The sequence below is a fragment of the Pseudomonas sp. TWP3-1 genome, from assembly GCF_049896625.1.
Classification (GTDB): Bacteria; Pseudomonadota; Gammaproteobacteria; order Pseudomonadales; family Pseudomonadaceae; genus Aquipseudomonas.
This window is the reverse complement of the sequence record NZ_JAFCUQ010000001.1, coordinates 51,274-67,867: the sequence shown is the minus strand read 5'-3', so window position 1 is coordinate 67,867 and position 16,594 is coordinate 51,274. Positions and strand designations below refer to the sequence as shown.

At 59.4% G+C, this 16,594-nt stretch carries 15 protein-coding genes, 1 tRNA gene and 1 pseudogene; 9 read left to right on the top strand and 8 right to left on the bottom strand.

The window, feature by feature from the left end; genetic code table 11:
- Positions 1–16: 16 nt before the first annotated feature.
- Positions 17–1,984, bottom strand: a complete 1,968-nt coding sequence (locus ACP7BN_RS00310; RefSeq protein ID WP_426200743.1) for an alkyl/aryl-sulfatase — start codon at positions 1,982–1,984, stop codon at positions 17–19.
- 104 nt (positions 1,985–2,088) lie between these two features.
- Between ACP7BN_RS00310 and ACP7BN_RS00305 the strand changes: the two genes are divergently transcribed.
- The gene (locus ACP7BN_RS00305; protein ID WP_426200741.1) at positions 2,089–2,973 is read left to right on the top strand and encodes a LysR family transcriptional regulator; all 885 of its coding nucleotides are present in this window, start codon (positions 2,089–2,091) and stop codon (positions 2,971–2,973) included.
- Positions 2,974–3,004: 31 nt separating this feature from the next.
- Here the strand turns inward: ACP7BN_RS00305 and ACP7BN_RS00300 are convergent, their stop codons facing one another.
- Positions 3,005–3,349: a hypothetical protein gene (locus ACP7BN_RS00300; RefSeq protein WP_426200739.1), complete on the bottom strand. Its 345-nt coding sequence runs from the start codon at positions 3,347–3,349 to the stop codon at positions 3,005–3,007.
- A gap of 322 nt (positions 3,350–3,671) precedes the next feature.
- Here ACP7BN_RS00300 and ACP7BN_RS00295 point away from each other — a divergent pair, with 322 nt between their 5' ends.
- On the top strand, positions 3,672–3,914 hold the full coding sequence (locus ACP7BN_RS00295; RefSeq protein ID WP_426200738.1) for a hypothetical protein: 243 nt from the start codon (positions 3,672–3,674) through the stop codon (positions 3,912–3,914).
- Between the two features lie 43 nt (positions 3,915–3,957).
- Here ACP7BN_RS00295 and ACP7BN_RS00290 read toward each other — a convergent pair whose 3' ends face one another.
- The 3 genes from ACP7BN_RS00290 to ACP7BN_RS00280 all read right to left on the bottom strand — a co-directional run bounded on the left by ACP7BN_RS00290 (position 3,958) and on the right by ACP7BN_RS00280 (position 6,631).
- Complete coding sequence (locus ACP7BN_RS00290; protein ID WP_426200736.1) at positions 3,958–4,323, bottom strand: hypothetical protein; 366 nt, start codon at positions 4,321–4,323, stop codon at positions 3,958–3,960.
- A 233-nt stretch (positions 4,324–4,556) separates the two neighbouring features.
- Positions 4,557–5,891 carry an ATP-binding protein gene (locus ACP7BN_RS00285; protein WP_426200734.1) on the bottom strand — a complete coding sequence of 445 codons (1,335 nt, stop codon included), beginning with the start codon at positions 5,889–5,891 and terminating at the stop codon, positions 4,557–4,559.
- A complete protein-coding gene (locus ACP7BN_RS00280; protein WP_426200732.1) occupies positions 5,888–6,631 on the bottom strand; it encodes a response regulator in 744 nt (247 codons plus the stop codon). Before ACP7BN_RS00280 ends, ACP7BN_RS00285 begins: the two co-directional genes overlap by 4 nt.
- Before the next feature lie 130 nt (positions 6,632–6,761).
- On the opposite strand from ACP7BN_RS00280, the gene ACP7BN_RS00275 reads away from it, so the two are divergent.
- The 5 genes and pseudogenes from ACP7BN_RS00275 (at position 6,762) to ACP7BN_RS00255 (ending at position 11,248) form a co-directional block, all read left to right on the top strand.
- Entirely contained in the window at positions 6,762–7,073 is a 312-nt protein-coding gene (locus tag ACP7BN_RS00275) for a hypothetical protein (RefSeq protein ID WP_426200730.1), read from the top strand.
- Entirely contained in the window at positions 7,073–7,759 is a 687-nt protein-coding gene (locus ACP7BN_RS00270) for a DUF3313 domain-containing protein (protein ID WP_426200729.1), read from the top strand. The genes ACP7BN_RS00275 and ACP7BN_RS00270 overlap by 1 nt, the downstream gene beginning before the upstream one ends.
- A gap of 84 nt (positions 7,760–7,843) precedes the next feature.
- Positions 7,844–9,230, top strand: a pseudogene (gene selA, locus ACP7BN_RS00265) (L-seryl-tRNA(Sec) selenium transferase).
- A complete protein-coding gene (gene selB / locus ACP7BN_RS00260; protein WP_426201552.1) occupies positions 9,227–11,146 on the top strand; it encodes a selenocysteine-specific translation elongation factor in 1,920 nt (639 codons plus the stop codon). The pseudogene selA and the gene selB overlap by 4 nt, the downstream one beginning before the upstream one ends.
- Before the next feature lie 6 nt (positions 11,147–11,152).
- Positions 11,153–11,248 (top strand) — tRNA-Sec (locus ACP7BN_RS00255).
- Between the two features lie 50 nt (positions 11,249–11,298).
- Here ACP7BN_RS00255 and ACP7BN_RS00250 read toward each other — a convergent pair.
- Positions 11,299–12,594: an OprD family porin gene (locus ACP7BN_RS00250; protein ID WP_426200727.1), complete on the bottom strand. Its 1,296-nt coding sequence runs from the start codon at positions 12,592–12,594 to the stop codon at positions 11,299–11,301.
- Positions 12,595–12,777: 183 nt separating this feature from the next.
- Here ACP7BN_RS00250 and ACP7BN_RS00245 point away from each other — a divergent pair, with 183 nt between their 5' ends.
- Entirely contained in the window at positions 12,778–13,386 is a 609-nt protein-coding gene (locus ACP7BN_RS00245) for a dTMP kinase (RefSeq protein WP_420650707.1), read from the top strand.
- Between the two features lie 87 nt (positions 13,387–13,473).
- Positions 13,474–14,235, top strand: a complete 762-nt coding sequence (locus ACP7BN_RS00240; protein WP_426200725.1) for a YoaK family protein — start codon at positions 13,474–13,476, stop codon at positions 14,233–14,235.
- 114 nt (positions 14,236–14,349) lie between these two features.
- Here the strand turns inward: ACP7BN_RS00240 and ACP7BN_RS00235 are convergent, their stop codons facing one another.
- Positions 14,350–15,288 carry a fumarylacetoacetate hydrolase gene (locus ACP7BN_RS00235; RefSeq protein ID WP_426200723.1) on the bottom strand — a complete coding sequence of 313 codons (939 nt, stop codon included), beginning with the start codon at positions 15,286–15,288 and terminating at the stop codon, positions 14,350–14,352.
- A gap of 5 nt (positions 15,289–15,293) precedes the next feature.
- Positions 15,294–16,565 carry an MFS transporter gene (locus ACP7BN_RS00230; protein ID WP_426200721.1) on the bottom strand — a complete coding sequence of 424 codons (1,272 nt, stop codon included), beginning with the start codon at positions 16,563–16,565 and terminating at the stop codon, positions 15,294–15,296.
- Between the last annotated feature and the right edge of the window lie 29 nt (positions 16,566–16,594).

The window sequence follows — 16,594 nt, the reverse complement described above, 5'->3', positions numbered from 1 at the left end:
CAGGGTTTTGTATTGATCAGCGTTGCGAGGTAACGATCGAGAAATTCCCCGGCGCTTTTTCCAGCAAACCGAGAAAGCGCACCAGATCGATTTTGCTGCCGTCCACCCGCAACTCGTCGGATGTCAGCGCCTCTTTCAGCCCGGCGCTGCCACCGAGCAGTTGCACGAACAGATTCTTGGTCACTGTCAGCGTCGCATTGGCATCCGCCACCGGCGCGGCTTGGCGGTAGTGCAGCACGGCGTTCTCGATCCACAGCACGAAGGATTCGTGGGTGTCGGTCAGCACCAGGTTCAACGTCAGGTTTTTACCCGCAGCCGCTGGCCCGTCGAGACTGGCGGCCATGGCTTCGAGGAAGCGCTCGGTCGGCGTTTGTTTCATCAATTCGAGCAAATCCGAACGACGCAGGCCTTTGCTGGGCGGGCCATTGCGCAATTCATCGGCGGCCGTCAGGTAGCTGTTGCGCCAGGTCGCCGATTCCGCCTGATAGCCCATCTGCTCGTAGGCACGCGCCAGCAATTCCTTGGCGGATTTGTCGTCGGGCGCGTCCAGCACCGCTTGATTGAGCAATTCAGCGACCCAGCGGTAATCGCCGTTGTCGTAGGCCACTTGGGCTGCCTGAACCACCTTGGCCGTGCCGCCCATCAATGCAACGTAGCGCTTGGCGGCGTCTTTCGGTACCAGGGGATTGAGGTTCGCCGGGTTGCCATCGTAGGCGCCTAGGTACAGCTGATAGATCGCTTTGACGTTGTGCCGCAGGTCGCCGTAATAACCACGGGTGCCGAAGTACGAGGCCAGCGAGTCGGGCAACTGGATCTGGTCGGCGATTTCGTTGGGCGTGTAGCCGGCGTTCATCAGGCGCACGGTCTGGTCGTGCATGTATTTGTAGACGTCGCGGTGTTTGCTGATGAATTCACGAATTCGCTCGTTACCCCAGATTGGCCAGTTGTGTTGGCCGAAATACACTTCGGTGTCACCCAGCTGATCCAGCGCGGTTTGCGTGTAATTAGACCAGAGCAGCGCATCGCGCACCTTGGCGCCACGGATCGGCAGCAAGTTGTGCATGGTCTGCGCGAGAATCTCCGCGCCGCCATAGGCCTTGCGCGCGGGTACGGAAAAGGTCAGTTCCGCCGGCGCTTCGGCACCGGGCATGTTGTGGAAAATCATGCTCACGCCGTCGAGCACCAGCTCCTGAGTCGGCTGATCGATGATCTGCGTCGGTGCAAGAATGCCGATGCTGCCGTAAGCGACGGTTTTGCCCAGCCCGGTATCGACCATGCCTTTGGCACCCGGCGCGAGGTTTTTGCCGAACTGGTACATCGAACGGCGCGACATCGCCGGGCCGGCCAGCACGTTTTCGCTGGTGGCTTCTTCCATGAAGCCGGCCGGGGCGACGATTGGCAGCTTGCGTTGCGCCGCGTCTTCAACCGAGGTGATGCCGAGCACACCGCCGAAATGGTCGGCATGGTCATGGGTGAAGATGATCGCGGTCACCGGTTTGTCGCCGAGTTGCTCGCGAGCGAAGGCCAGCGCAGCGGCGGCGGTTTCCCTGGAGGTCAGCGGATCGACCACGATCCAGCCGGTCTGGCCTTCGATCAGGGTCATGTTGGCGATGTCGAAACCGCGCAGTTGATAAATACCGTCAGTGACTTTGAACAGGCCGATCTGCGCATTGAGCATCGCATGGCGCCACAGGCTTGGATTGACCGTGGGCGGGGCCTTGCCGGCGACGAAGGTGAACGCATCGAAATCGATCAGGACGCTGCCGTCCGAGCCGAGGATTTTCCCGGTCGGGCGTGCGATGAAACCACGTTTGGCGTCGTCGAAATCCTTGGTATCGGTCAGGTCCAGGCCTTTGACCGAAGCTTCGATCACTGCTGCGGTCGCGGGTGTGGCATCGCCATTGGCCACGCTCACTTTGTGGTTGTCGCAGCCGCCGAGTGCAAGCAGCGTCAATGCGATGAGGGCAGGGCGGGTCGATCTCATTATTGTTGTTCTCTGTGGTCGAGTACGGCCCAGCGTAGGGCGACAGGTGTGATGTGGCCAATGCATTGTTTACATCCAGACAATGCGTGGCTAGCATCGACGCCATGGATCTGAAACGTCTCAATCATCTGTTAGCCCTCGCCGAAGAACGCCATTTCGGCCGCGCTGCCGAGCGCGTGCACCTCAGCCAACCGGCCCTGAGCCGCAGCATTCAGGCGCTGGAAAACCAGACCGGCCAGCGCCTGTTTGATCGCGACAGCGGCGACGTGCGACCGACGCCGGCCGGGGAATTTCTGATTCAGCGTGCGCGACAATTACTGTTCGATGCGCGCTCCCTTGAACGCGACATGGCGCTGTATGGCGACAGCCAATTGGGCAGCATCGCCTTCGGCGTCGGACCGTTTCCGGCGGCGATGTTGATGCATCAGGTGCTGCCGCAATTACGTCTGCAGCATCCGCAGGTTTCGTTGCGCGTAGAGGTAAACAACTGGCAGATTCTCGAAGCGCGGCTGCGCACTGAGGCAATCGAATTTTTCGTCGCCGACATCCGCAACTTCTCGGCTGATAAGGACTTGCTGATTCGATCGTTGGGCCAGGTCTCGGCGGGATTCTTCGTGCGACCGCAGCATCCGCTGGCCGGGCGCGAAGTGACGATGAGTGAGTTGCCGAGCTACGGCGTCGCGACCACACGCCTGCCGGCCGTGGTGAAGACCGAAGCGCTGCCGATCATGGTCGAGTGTGATGATGTGGCGTTGTTGAAGTCCGTGGCGATGCGCACCGATACGATCCTCGGCGTGATCCATGGCGCGGTGCTTGACGATGTGCAGGCGGGCAGGTTGGTCGAACTGCGGATTGTCGATAAGCCGGAGCTGCACTCGGAGATTGGCGTGGTCAGTCTGCCTGACAGAAGCCTTTCGCCGAGTGCGCGGTGTGTGATTGAGGCGATTGTTGTCGAGATGGAGGGGGGCGTTGCCCCTGGTATCGGGTAGGGGCAACGGTGGATCGGTTATACGGCGAGCCCTAACCTAACGCCGCTACGTGGCGCTTCGCCATATCTACCCACTTGTCCTCCTGCTCCGAGCTAATCTTAAATGTCACAATTTTGCCGGTCCGCAGTGAATTGATTAGTTCTTCAGACAATTCAGTTGTGTACGCCATCCAACCCTTCTCGACGGCCCATTCATCAGACATGGAGGAACTGAAAAACCCATCAAGTCCTGAGAACTCCTCAGGTGAGGTGTTTGTCAAGAAATAATTTCCCGGGTATCTGCGAACTGATGGCTCGCGCACATTGCCTGCGCGAAAGAGCTCTTCGACATCCTTCCATGTTTTTGGTTCGGGTACGATGAAACCGTATTCTGACATGAGATAGCTCCTCAAAATGATCATAAGCGCCTGCGCCCACTCATGCGCGCGGCATTCCTTGCTTTCGCTACGCCGGGCTGCCATAACGACAATCACCCCGCACATGTCGATCGTGATCCCTGCGACACGTCTCGGCTACTGTCAGAAATACCAGTCTTTTAGATCAATACGAAATTTGAAACCGTTGTTCAATTTCGAACTCGGCTACGCGTCTGTCGCTGCCGAAATGACCTCAATCCTCGCCGGGCAACTCAACCCTCGCCACTAACCCCGCGCTCGAGCGATTACGCAGCGTCAGCTCAAAGTCTCGGCGGGATTCTTCGTGGCGTTGTTGAAGTCCGTGGCGGGGAGCACCGATACGATCCTCGGCGTGATCCAAGGCGCGGTGCTTGACGATGTGCAAGCGGGCAGGTTGGTCGAGCTGCGGATTGTCGATAAGCCGGAGCTGCACTCGGAGATTGGCGTGGTCAGTCTGCCTGACAGAAGCCTTTCGCCGAGTGCGCGGTGTGTGATTGAGGCGATTGTTGTCGAGATGGAGGGGGGCGTTGCCCCTGGTATCGGGTAGGGGCAACGGTGGAGGGAGGCTATCCGGCGAACCCGATAACGTCTCAGTACCCTATTGGGGCGGGGGGGGCGTAACGTTTCGCCTTTGGTACCCACGCATCCAACTCATCATCTTTGATTTCACCGAGCACAATCTGGTCGCGCTGCAGAGCTTGCATCACTTCTGGGGAGGAGAATACAGCCTCTGCATCCACAAAACTGCCTCGAAAGATCCAGACACCTGACTTTGGAGTATTTTGCTTGTCTGGACGTATTACCCACATTTCAAGTTTTCGCTGCTCCTGGCCGGGGATTGTCGTGAATAAGCCTTCCCCGTAGTCGCGAAGTGTGGGCACGTCGAAGCAGGCCACCTTTAAACGGGCTGTCAGCTCCGCCTGCGTTCCTTTGGGGAAGATGAAAACGAATGCCATGAGATAGCTCCTCAAAATGGTAATAAGCGCCTGCGCCCACTCATGCGCGCGGCATTCCTTGCTTTCGCTACGCCGGGGCTGCCACAACGACAATCACCCCGCACATTTCGATCGTGATCCCTGCGCAACTTCTTGGCTACTGTCAGAAATACCAGTCTTTTAGATCAATACGAAATTTGAAACCGTTGTTCAATCTCGAACCCGATTACGCGTCTGTCGCTGCCGAGATGACCTCAATCCTCGCCAGGCAACTCCACTCGCGCCACTAACCCCGCGCTCGAGCGATTACGCAACGTCAGCTCGCCACCCTGTTCGCGCACAATCGCGCGGGCAGCCGACAGACCGAGTCCGACACCCCCAGTGTCACGATTGCGGGAGGTTTCCAGGCGGAAGAACGGATCGAACACTCGCTGCAAAAACTCCTCGGGAATCCCCGGCCCGGCGTCGCTGACTTCAATGCAGATCGAATGGCCGTCACGACTCAGAACCGTGCGTGGTTGCGTCCCGTATTTCACGGCGTTTTCCAGCAGGTTGACGATCACCCGTTTGATGCCCAGCGGCCGGCCGTAATACACCAGATGTGGCGGGCCGCTGAAGTCGATGGCGATGTTCTGGTCGCGGTAGTCGTCGATGATGGTTTGCAGCAACTCCGAGAGATCGAACGCGGTGCATGGCTCGAGGTGCGTGTCTTCGCGGAAAAAGGCGAGTGCGGCATTGATCATCGATTGCATCTCTTCGATGTCGCGAATCATCTTGCGCTGGTAATCGAGGTCTTCCATGAACTCGCTGCGCAGGCGCATGCGCGTCAACGGCGCGCGCAAATCGTGGGAGATGGAGGCGAGCATGTGCGTGCGCTCGGCGATGAAATGCTGGATCTGCGCCTGCATCGTATTGAAGGCGATGATTGCCTGACGGATCTCGTGCGGGCCTTCGATGTGGATCGGCGGTGCCTTGATATCACCGCCAAACCGGCGTGCGGCATGCGCGAACCGCTGCAACGGGTTGGCCAGTTGCCGCGTGGCGATCCACGCCACCAGCAACGTGGCGACCAGTCCGAGGCCGATGATCACGGCAATCCGCAGGTTAAAGCTCAGGCCCCAGCTGCGTTCGGGCGGGGTGAACGATAACCAGCTGTCATCGGCCAGCCGCACCAGCGCAACGTAGTGCGCCTGCGGATTGCCTTGCGGCCAGTCGTCGGGGCTGAACGCGTCGATCTGCCGGTTATCGCCGAGCAACTGCCGCAACGCCGGCACTTTGCCTGCTTCAACCGGGGCGCCGGCGCCGGGCAGATCGAAATCCGCTCGATGGGCTTTCCACAACACAACCAGCGTCGGGCTGCTGGCTGCGCTGGCCAACTGCGCGCGTAACTCAGCGGGCGCCGCTTCGATCACCCGGGTGGTGGCGGCGATCTGCTCCAGCAGGCCGCTGCGCTCGATGGGCGGACGCGCCCAGATGCCTGCGACCTGCACGAACATGGCGTTGAGGATCAGCGAGGCGAGCATGGCCGCGACAATCGTCAAGGCGATCCGCCGCCGCAGGCTGTCGTGGCGCAACAGGCGCAGGATCACGAGCGGCTGACCTTGGCGGTAAACATATAGCCTCCGTTGCGCACGGTGCGGATCAAGTCCGGGCGCTTGCTGTCGGGTTCGATCTTGCGCCGCAGGCGACTGACCTGCACATCAATGCTGCGATCAAACGCCTCGTGGCCCTGGCCGTGCGTCAGGTCGATCAGTTGTTCGCGAGTGAGGATGCGTTGCGGGTGCTCGAGAAACACCAGCAACAGATCGAATTCGCCGGCCGACACAGGGATCATCACGTCTTCGGGCGAGCGCAGTTCGCGGCAGGTGATGTCCAGATGCCAACCGGCGAAAGCAATGATTGGCCGTGAGGGTTGGGTACTGCGAGGCGCCTGATCAGCGGCCCGGCGCTGCAAGGCACGCACGCGCGCCAGCAACTCCTGCGGGGCGAAGGGTTTGGTCAAATAGTCGTCCGCCCCCAGCTCCAGACCGACAATCCGGTCACTCAATTCGGCCATGGCCGTGAGCATGATGATCGGGATGCCCATCTGCGCCCGAACCTTCTGGCACAGGCTCAGACCACCTTCACCGGGCAGCATCAGGTCGAGAATGATCGTGTCCGGCCGGGCCTGCGCAATCGCCGCCCACATGGCCTCGCCATGCGCGGCCACTTCGACCTCATAGGCGTGCTGCACGAAGAACTTCTTCAGCAGGGAGAGAATTTCCACGTCGTCATCGACGATCAGCAGTCTGCTCACGTTGGCGCGATCCAGGAACCGAAAAGAACGCATCTAAAAGCATTTCGCCGCCCCGGTCATTTATTTCAATCCTGCAACATTCCTTCCGTGCGGACATCAACGCGACATCGCCGGGCAAAAAACCTCGGGCAATCTGCGGGCATTCCATCCAAGGGAGGCTCACATGAAGTACATGAATAGCAGCTTTGGCACCAACGGCCACGGCGCCACGCGTCCGCTGATCCTGACCCAGCGCACCACTGCGCCGGGCCACGACACGCCGATGTTTTTCCAGGAGATCGGCCTCGGGCTGACCAGCGATCAGAACCAACTGGTCATGCGTCGCTACTTCGAGCGTTTCAGCGCGGAGGGCGCGCAATGGGTGGAATACATCCACTCGATTTCGACGGTTGAATTCATCCACTGGATCATGGCGCACGGCCAGTTGCGCATCGAGTGTTCCGACAATACCCCGCACAAGAAGGAAACACATTGATGAGTAGCCATCGCTCACTGGCGCTGTTGTTCGCCGCCACGCTCGTGTCGGCATGCAGCAGTAAAAAAGTCCCCGTCGAGCCGCATGCGGGATTTCTCTCCAATTACAGCGTACTCAAGGAAGGGCAGACGCCCTCGGGGCAGAAGGTGTTGAGTTGGGTCAGCCCGGCATTGGCGAACGGCCATTACACCAGTGTTTATCTGGCACCCAGCCAGTTCTATCCGAGGGCAGAACCTACAGAGCGGATCCCACAAAGCACGCTGTCCGGCGTGACCAGTTACTACGATGCCACTCTTAAACAGGCGCTGGGCAAAGTGGTGCCGCTGGTGTCTAAACCCGGTCCGTACACGCTGATTGTGCGACCGGCGATTACCCAGGTTGCGGCCAGCACTCAAGGGCTGCGCTTTTATGAATGGCTGCCGGTCACGCTGGTCGCGGCGGGCGTAAGCACGGCCACCGGCATTCGTGATCGGGACAGTGAAATCGCCACCGAAGTGTCATTCCATGACGGTGCGACCGGGGAGGTCGTAGCAGAGGTAGTGCGTGCGGGCCTGGGCGTGCCACTGGAAAACGACAAACAAGTGATGACGCCGGACAACGTTAAAGGCGTGCTCGATGGCTGGGCCACTGACCTGAGTCAATCGTATGTCGCCGTTCGCAAAGCACGGGTGGTCGGCATCCACTAACATCATCAGGCGGATCTTCGAAGCGAAGCTGCGCCAGGGCGCCAGCGAGTCTGGCGCCACGGCGGTTATGTTCGGGAGTGCCTGATGTCTGTGAGTGTTGCGCCGCGTTTACCTTCCATCGACAGTTTATTGCGCCACGCGGCGTGTCAGCCGCTGGCCGAGCGTTATGGGCGCGAGGCGTTGCTCGAGTGTTTGCGTCAGTTGCTCGATGAACTTCGATCCGACGTGCAGCAAGGTCAATTGACGGCGATTGAAATCAGCCCCGAAGTCCTGGCCGGCGATGCAACAGCGCAGCAATGTGCGCCGGGTGTTCAACCTGACTGGCACGGTGTTGCACACCAATCTCGGCCGCGCCTTGTTGCCTGAGGAAGCGATCGAAGCGGTGCAGATGGCCGCGCGTTATCCGCTGAATCTCGAGTTCGATCTGGCCAGCGGTAAGCGCGGCGACCGCGATGATCTGATCGAAGATTTGATCCGCGAACTGACAGGCGCCGAAGCCGTGACCGTGGTCAATAACAACGCCGCCGCCGTGCTGCTGACGCTGAACAGCCTCGGCGCGCGCAAGGAAGGCATCATTTCCCGGGGTGAGTTGATCGAGATCGGCGGCGCATTCCGCATCCCCGACATCATGGCCCGCGCCGGCGTGCGCCTGCACGAGGTCGGCACCACCAATCGCACCCACGCGCGCGACTATGCAGCGGCGATCAATTCGCGCTGCGGTTTGATCATGCGCGTGCATGCGAGCAACTACAGCATCGAAGGTTTCACTGCGCGGGTGCCGACCGCGGAACTGGCCGAGTTGGCGCACAGTCACGGTTTGCCGCTGCTTGAAGACCTCGGCAGCGGCAGTCTGCTGGATCTGACTCGTTGGGGGTTGCCGGCGGAACCGACGGTGCGTCAGGCATTGCTCGATGGGGCAGACATCGTCACTTTCAGTGGCGACAAATTGCTCGGCGGGCCGCAGGCCGGGTTGATCGTCGGGCGTAAAGAGCTGATCGCGAAGATCAAGAAAAACCCGCTGAAACGCGCGCTGCGAGTCGACAAGCTGACCTTGGCCGCGCTGGAAGCGGTGCTCGGGCTGTATCGCGATCCGGATCGATTGGCCGAGCGCCTGCCGAGTCTGCGCCTGTTGACCCGAGCGCAAGCGGACATTCTTGAGCAAGCCCGGCGCCTGCAACCGCCAATGGCGCAGGTGTTGGGGGAATCGTGGAATGTCAGCGCAATCCCGGCACTGTGCATGATCGGCAGCGGCAGCCAACCGGTGGCGCGGCTGCCGAGCGCGGCGCTGTGTTTGCGCCCGCACGTGTCGAAACGCTTGCGCGGGCGCTGTCTGTTGAATCTTGAAGCGGCGTTGCGCGCATTGCCGATTCCGGTGCTCGGGCGCATCGACGATGACGCGTTGTGGCTGGATCTGCGTCAGCTCGATGATGAGCCGGCGTGGCTCGCGCAACTCGGGCAGCTACAGACGTGATCGTCGGTACGGCTGGGCACATCGACCACGGCAAGACCTCGCTGCTGCAAGCGCTGACCGGGCAGTCCGGCGACCGTCGCCCGCAAGAACGCGAACGCGGGATGACCATCGACCTCGGTTATCTCTACGCCGAGCTGGCGCCGGGTGCGGGGCTGAGCGGATTTATCGACGTGCCGGGGCATGAAAAATTCACCCACAACATGCTCGCAGGCGCGCAGGGCATTGATCTGGTGTTGCTGGTGGTCGCGGCGGATGACGGCGTAATGCCGCAGACGCGCGAGCATCTGGCGATTGTGCAATTGCTCGGGATTCCGCGGGCACTGGTGGCGATTACCAAGTGTGATCGGGTCGAGGCGGGCAGGGTGGAGGAGGTGCAGCGCCAAGTGCTGGATCTGTTGGCTGCCGGACCGTTTGCCGACGCGCCGGTGATCGCGGTTTCGAGCGTGACGGGCGAGGGCGTTGATGCGTTACGCGAGGCCTTGCTTCAGGCGCAGAACGAAGCTGCTGCGCGAAGTGTGACGGGCGGATTTCGTTTGGCCATCGACCGGGCGTTCAGTGTGGCCGGCGCGGGAATCGTGGTGACGGGGACGGCGTTATCCGGCTCGGTTAACGTGGGCGAAAAGCTCATGCTCGCGCCGGCAGGCAAAGCCGTGCGGGTGCGCGGGCTGCATGCGCAAAATCAAGCGGCCGAACAGGCTGTCGCCGGACAACGCGTGGCACTGAATATCAGCGCCGAGCGTCTCGAACTCATGCACATTCATCGCGGCCAGTGGTTGCTCGCCGAATGGCTGCATGCGGCGACCCAAAGGCTGGATATAGAGTTCCAGTTATTGCCTGAAGAGCCGCGCAACTTCGAACACTTCCAACCGGTGCATCTGCACCTCGGCACACAAGACGTGATCGCGCGCGTGGCGTTGCTTGAAGGATCACGCCTGAATCCCGGCGAGCGCATGTTCGCGCAATTGCTGACGAACGCGCCGGTCCACGCAGTGAAGGGCGACCGGCTGATCCTGCGTGACCACAGCGCACAACGCACTCTCGGCGGCGGCATCGTCCTCGATCCATTCGCCCCGGCCCGCCAGCGCCGCAGCCCCGAACGCCTAGCGCAGCTGAAAGTGCTGGCGATCACCGCTGATCTCGAACAAGCCTTGCCGAGCTTGCTCGAACACAGTCCCGGCGGCCTCGATCCGCAACGGCTGGCGCGCCAATTCAATCGTCCGCGTGACGGTTGGACACTGCCAGAAAACGTGCGACAGATCGAAACCCGCCAAGGCCCGGTGCTGTTCAATGCGCAGCGCTGGGGCATTCTCAAGTTCACGCTACTGGAGCAACTGGCGCGCCTGCATGAGCAGGAACCCGACCAGATGGGGCCGGATCGTGATCGTCTGCGGCGTTTCAGTGGCTTGAACCTTGAACGCGCGACTTTTATCAGTCTGCTCGACGAATTGCTGGTTGCCGGTTCGATCAGTGCGAGCGGCCCGTGGCTGCACTTGCCCGATCATCAAGTACGCTTGAATGCCGACGACGAAAACCTCTGGCAACTACTGCAACCGTTGTTCGAAGACGCCGGTTTCGATCCGCCGTGGGTGCGCGATGTCGCCCATGCCGTAGGCCAGGACGACGCCACTGTGCGTCTGCTCCTGCGCAAACTGGCGCGGCTTGGCCTGATGCATCAAGTGGTGCGCGATCTGTTCTTCAGCGATATCACGCTGCGGCAAATAGCGGCGGTGCTACTGCGCCTGGCCGAGGAAAATCCGCAGATCCAGGTCACAGCGTTCCGCGATGCGCTAGGCTTGGGGCGCAAGCGCAGTATTCAGATTCTGGAATACTTGGATCGTCTGGGGCTGACCCGGCGCATCGGTGATCGTCGGCAGATTCGCCTGGACAGCGCGCTGGCAACGTCCGTGGTCAACTGAGTTCAAGGAAGGCAATCGCGCCCGGTGGCGCGGCCGGGCTTCAAACCCGGTTGGGGACGGCATCCGTTCCCGGGCAGGTTCGACTCCGGCTGCCTTCCGCCAATCCACCGTCAAGCGCGAGTTCTTCGAACAGCTGGACGAGTTGTTCTGACTCAGAACCCCAGCGGGTACTGAATCACCACATACACCCGATCAATGTCATCGCCGGCCTGAGCACCGTTCGCACGGTGCGAAACATGCGACAACTGCACCGACAGATCCTTCGCCGGCCCCGACTGCACAACATAGTGCAGATCAATATCGCGCTCCCAATGCCGGCCGCCGTCGCCTTGCTGCGGTTGGTAGTCACCGCTGTCGACATCAAACGGGTTGTAGGCACCGCCCTTGGGTGCGCGGGTGCCGTCGATGTGGCTGCCGGAAACGTAGCGGGTCATGAATTTCAGGCCGGGAATGCCCAACGCGCCGAAGTCGAGATCGTAACGGGCCTGCCAGGAACGTTCGTTGGCGCCGTTGAAGTCGGCGTATTTGATCGAGTTGGCGAGGTAGATCGAGTCGCCGCCAACGAAATCGAACGGCGTGTTGCCATCGATGCGCTGCCAGCCGAGCAGCACGGCCTGCGCGCCAAAAGTGTATTTGCCGGACAGACTGAACGCGGTGTTGTCGATGGCGCCGGCCAGCGCCTGCCCGGTATCGCGGGTGTGATAAACGTTAGCGTCGAGCAGCACGCCGGACTGCTTGAAATGCAAGTTGGCGTAATACTGGTGCCAGGTATCGCTCAGATCCGAGGCGTACAGCGCACCGCCGAGCGGGCTGTCGCTGAACAGATCGGCGCCGACGAAACTGATGCCGCCGGCCTCGGTATTGGCTCCGTAGCCGTAGAAATCGCCTTTACCGGATGAACTGTCCTGATTTTTGAATGCAGTGAAATGACCCGCGACCAGGTTCAGATTGTCGATTTCATGGCTGGTGAGCAGTAAACCCGTAGCGTATTCGGGTTGCAGGCGTTTGTCGGAGGTGTCGAATATCGGCGTTTCTACGGTCATTTCACCGAAGGCGAGGGTAGTGCGCGAGGCCTTGATCTTGAGCGCGCCACCGGCGCTGGAGTACGCACTTTCGCTGCGCCCGTCGCTGTCTACCGGTAGCAGTCCCGTGCCGGAATGGCCTTTGCCGCCATCCAGTTTCAGTCCGTAAAAGGCGTGAACGTCCACTCCAAAACCGACCACTCCATCGGTGAATCCAGATGCGAAAGTGCCGATAAACCCCTGAGCCCACTCCTGTTTATAGTTTTTGCCTGTAGGCGAGGGCGAGCGGTAGTCGTTGTTCAGGTAGAAGTTGCGGCTGAGCACTGCGGTTTGCGCATCGTCGAGAAAGCCGCTGGCTGCCGCCGCTTGGGTCAACCCCGAAACCAACAGCGCCAGCGTGACAGGCGAATACGAAAAAACCTTCATGGGGGCGTGACCAGCAGTGGGGAAGTGCGCTGATAGTCGGAGACATTAGGGTTCGACGATTGAGCGGATGTGCTGAGTGATGTCCATTGCCGATATTCGTAAGCGGTCGTGGCCTTCGACGCTGAAACCCGCCAGCCAGAAATCAAGTTAAAGTGCTGATCAATTTCTGTTGATGCCTGAATGATGAATCGTCAGCTGTTTGTTTCTCTGGATGGACCCAAGGGCACGGGTAAAACCACGCTGTTGGAGGCTGTTACCAAAGCACTGAGGGCCGAGAACAAAAAGGTCATCCGGCTTTGCGAGAAAAAAAGCGATCCCTTCAGAGGGGAAACGATGGCCCTCGTTAACCAATTCGTCAGACATCCAACCCGGGATCTGGAATTGAGGGTGTGTGAGCGCTTTGCAGATAGCCGTGCCTGGATGTCCGAGCACGTGCTGACCAGGCAGCCAGCAGACAGCATCATCCTGATCGATCGCTGGTATCCCTCCGATGCCGCGTTTCGCCGGATAGTGCCGTTTGCAGAAACTCTGCAGTTGAACATCGATCGCAACGTGCGCGTGCCAGACCTGCATGTCGGGGTTGTCACCGCCCCTGAGATTTCCTGGGCAAGGGCAGCGGAACGACGGCGTGGACTGAGCAGTACCGTGATGCACAAGCTGGAAGAACAGGTCGCGAGCACCGCAGCGTTCGAGCAAGCGATTGCGGATCATGGCTGGATATTGTGCCGCAACGAAGGAACGATCGAAGACGCAACGATGCAGGTGATTTCCGAGATCTATAAAGTCCTTTGATGCAGGGGCAGGGGCGCACAGCCATGCCCGTGAACATATTCGGATGCGGCACAGCTACTCACATTTATGCGAAAAGGGGCGAAATAATTGCCGATCAAATATGTTCGCAGCCTCACTGGACGAAGGCGCACCCCGGACGCTAATCGTCACCTTGGATTGGCCTTGGCCTTTGTCGCTGGGGCAATCAATGCAGGTGGTTTCCTGGCGGTAAATCAATACACCTCGCATATGACCGGCATCGTCTCCGCAATGGCGGACAACAGCGTATTGGGAGCATACGGTTTGGTGCTGAGTGGCGCCGGAGCCTTGTTATCCTTCATCGCCGGTGCTGCATGCTCTGCGGTCATGGTCAATTACTCCCGACGAAGGCGAATGCACAGTGAGTTTGCATTGCCACTGCTGTTTGAGGCGGTTTTATTGATTGCCTTCGGCTTTCTGGGGGCGCGGCTGTCGACGGTAGATGGTTTGTTCGTATCCGTCACGGTGATGTTGCTGTGCTTCATCATGGGTTTGCAGAACGCGGTGATTACAAAAATTTCCAGGGCAGAGATTCGTACAACGCACGTCACCGGAATCATTACGGACATTGGCATCGAGTTGGGAAAACTGGTCTATAGGAATGCCGTGGATACATCCGGGCAACCTAAAGTCCTCGCAGATCGGGCCCGACTGAAAATCCTGATATTGCTGGCGTTGAATTTCTTTGCAGGCGGCATGGCAGGTGCTTTCGGGTTCAACTACATCGGGTATATCGCAACCATTCCGCTTGCGATGGTTTTGTTGACGCTGGCGATCGTGCCGGTTCTGGATGACGTCATACGCTTTGTTCGCCGCGCGATGCGCAGGTAGTACGCAGAAGTAATAACAACGGATTTACTGAATACGAGGCTGCAGCTCAAGACCGAGCAGGAGCGTGTCGCGATCGAGGCCGGTGAACTGGCGCCCGATAGCGATCTGTCAGCGTTATTTGCGCTTGAGCAAGTTCGGGTCGTTGCAGCGCTGATGCAGTTGCGTCACCCGCGCGGGCAGACCCGCTCCAAGCGCACGTTTATCGAGCGGGCACAGATGCAACAACTCTTCTTCGACGATGCGATTGCTCAGACCCAACTCCAGTTCCGGGCAATCGAGATCGAGCCAGTCACCGTGTTGCAGCGGGGTTTCGCTGTCAGGATGGCCCAGGCCATGAAACACGTAGTGAACCATGCCTGGCTGCAGGAACTGTTCGTGTTGTTCGAGGAATGCTTGGGTGTATTTGCGCAGTGAGTGCCATTCCTTCAGATCGATATCGTACTCGCGATAGGAGATTTGCCTTTCCTGACGCTCGATACGAGCGTTGATCGACAATCGACACTGCAACTCTCCAAGAATCATTGCCGGAGCCAGTGCGCATTCGCGAAGATACGCCTGGTTGGCGTCCGGCGAGTCGAGGTTGCCGAGCAGTGGATCGTGCACTTCGTTACCGATGGTGAATCCGACAAAGTGCAGTTTGCCGAAGGAGTCGACCATATAAATGCAGACGATTCCCGGTTCACTGGCAATGCTCAGCGCCTGATAAGGGATGTTGAGCGCCTCACCCTGCGTCTTGAGCAGACTGCCGTTGCCTTTGTAACTCCACGCCTGCTTTTTCGACATCGTCAGGCTGACCGTGCTGACCTGGGCGAGCAAGTTATTGCCGGGTTTGAGTGGTGGCTGCAGGTCGATGTCCTGGGTGCTGTCACTGGCGGGCAGATGCTTGAGATGCTCGGCCCAGCCGCGATGCCAGCGACTGCAATACTGCAATGTTTCATACAGCCCGCCCTGTTCGGGAAACATGCGCAGGTTCTGGCCCGTCTGGAAGTCGAACACACCGATGCCTCGGTGTTCATGCTGGCGAAGGTCGAGCAACATCAAATAGTGTCCCATGATCTCTAATCCTTGAGCGGTAGGCTGATCGGCAATGCGTTCGCGGCTGACGGGGCAGGGAGGGGTTGCAGATTGTCGCGCAGACCAAGCGACAACAGCAGGCCGCCGATGCTCCCGGCCAGTGCGACGTACAAAATCGATGGCAGGCCGAAATGCATGGCGGCGTAACCGGCGACGGCGGGTGACACGCCACCGCCAAGGATCTCGCCAAACCCGACGACAATGCCGGTGGCAGTGGGAAGCAGTGCAGGTGGCACCGACTCGCTGGTCAACGGCCCGACGGTCATGCAGATCAGGCTGAAGTTGAAGAAAGACAAAAGAAACAGCAGCACAAATAGCAAACCGGTAATGGCCGGGCTGATGATTAACAGTCCCACCAACGTTGCGCTGGTCATGAAGGAAACAATGACCACCGGTTTGCGTCCCAGTCGGTCCGACATCGCCGGAATGATCAACTGACCGATAAAACCACCAACACCCAAGGCGGATATCACGAAGGCCATCGACAGCGTTTCAAGGTGCATGTAGTCCGTGAGGTAACTGGGCAACATGGCACACAGTACGAACTGGCAAGTAAGAATGCAGAACATGATCAGGATGTTCAGGCTGACATTGCCGCTTTTAAAGGCACTCAACCAGTTCGCCCAAACCCTGCCTGAAGCTGGTTGCTGTTGTGCCGGCAAGGGCGCCGGTGTATAGATTTTCCACAAATAGCCGGCCAGCAGTAGACCGGGCAACGAGATAATCGCGAAAACCATGCGCCACGAATCGAATAGCTCCAACAGACTGGCAGCCAGCAATGGCCCCAGGCACAGTCCGAGAATCGGGAATAACGCCTGCTGGAAACCCAGATTCTGTCCGCGGCGCTGCGGATGCGAAACCTCATCGGTGACTATGATACTGGTCGGTGTGAACGCACCTTCGCAGAGACCCATCAGCCCGCGGATGACGACCAGCCCGAAAAGTCCTCCGGCCAGAGCCGACATCCCCGAGAGCAGCGACAGCACTGCAATTGAAAGGACCAGCACGGTCTTGCGACCCAATCGATCAATCACGTAGCCCGCGCCCAGGGCTGAAAAGCCCCAGGCGAAGGCCAGTGCTGCCGAGAGCATGCCGAGGTCCTGATAATCCAGCTGCAAGTCACGCATGATCACGGGAAACAGCGGCAAAATGATAAAGCGATCGAGCCCGACGAGGCCGAAACTCAAGGACAGCAGCAAAACCATCCGTCGTTCATATTGCCGCTTGGGCGGCGTAGCGAGATTGTCTCTGATCATCGTTCATCCTCCATGTGAAACCATTAATC

What these genes read in the sequence shown, in the direction of transcription:
- ACP7BN_RS00310 (WP_426200743.1), bottom strand. Translation starts at nt 1,984, where the DNA reads ATGAGATCGACCCGCCCTGCCCTCATCGCATTGACGCTGCTTGCACTC.
- ACP7BN_RS00305 (WP_426200741.1), top strand. Translation starts at nt 2,089, where the DNA reads ATGGATCTGAAACGTCTCAATCATCTGTTAGCCCTCGCCGAAGAACGC.
- ACP7BN_RS00300 (WP_426200739.1), bottom strand. Translation starts at nt 3,349, where the DNA reads ATGTCAGAATACGGTTTCATCGTACCCGAACCAAAAACATGGAAGGAT.
- ACP7BN_RS00290 (WP_426200736.1), bottom strand. Translation starts at nt 4,323, where the DNA reads ATGGCATTCGTTTTCATCTTCCCCAAAGGAACGCAGGCGGAGCTGACA.
- ACP7BN_RS00280 (WP_426200732.1), bottom strand. Translation starts at nt 6,631, where the DNA reads ATGCGTTCTTTTCGGTTCCTGGATCGCGCCAACGTGAGCAGACTGCTG.
- ACP7BN_RS00275 (WP_426200730.1), top strand. Translation starts at nt 6,762, where the DNA reads ATGAAGTACATGAATAGCAGCTTTGGCACCAACGGCCACGGCGCCACG.
- ACP7BN_RS00270 (WP_426200729.1), top strand. Translation starts at nt 7,073, where the DNA reads ATGAGTAGCCATCGCTCACTGGCGCTGTTGTTCGCCGCCACGCTCGTG.
- ACP7BN_RS00250 (WP_426200727.1), bottom strand. Translation starts at nt 12,594, where the DNA reads ATGAAGGTTTTTTCGTATTCGCCTGTCACGCTGGCGCTGTTGGTTTCG.
- ACP7BN_RS00245 (WP_420650707.1), top strand. Translation starts at nt 12,778, where the DNA reads ATGAATCGTCAGCTGTTTGTTTCTCTGGATGGACCCAAGGGCACGGGT.
- ACP7BN_RS00235 (WP_426200723.1), bottom strand. Translation starts at nt 15,288, where the DNA reads ATGGGACACTATTTGATGTTGCTCGACCTTCGCCAGCATGAACACCGA.
- ACP7BN_RS00230 (WP_426200721.1), bottom strand. Translation starts at nt 16,565, where the DNA reads ATGATCAGAGACAATCTCGCTACGCCGCCCAAGCGGCAATATGAACGA.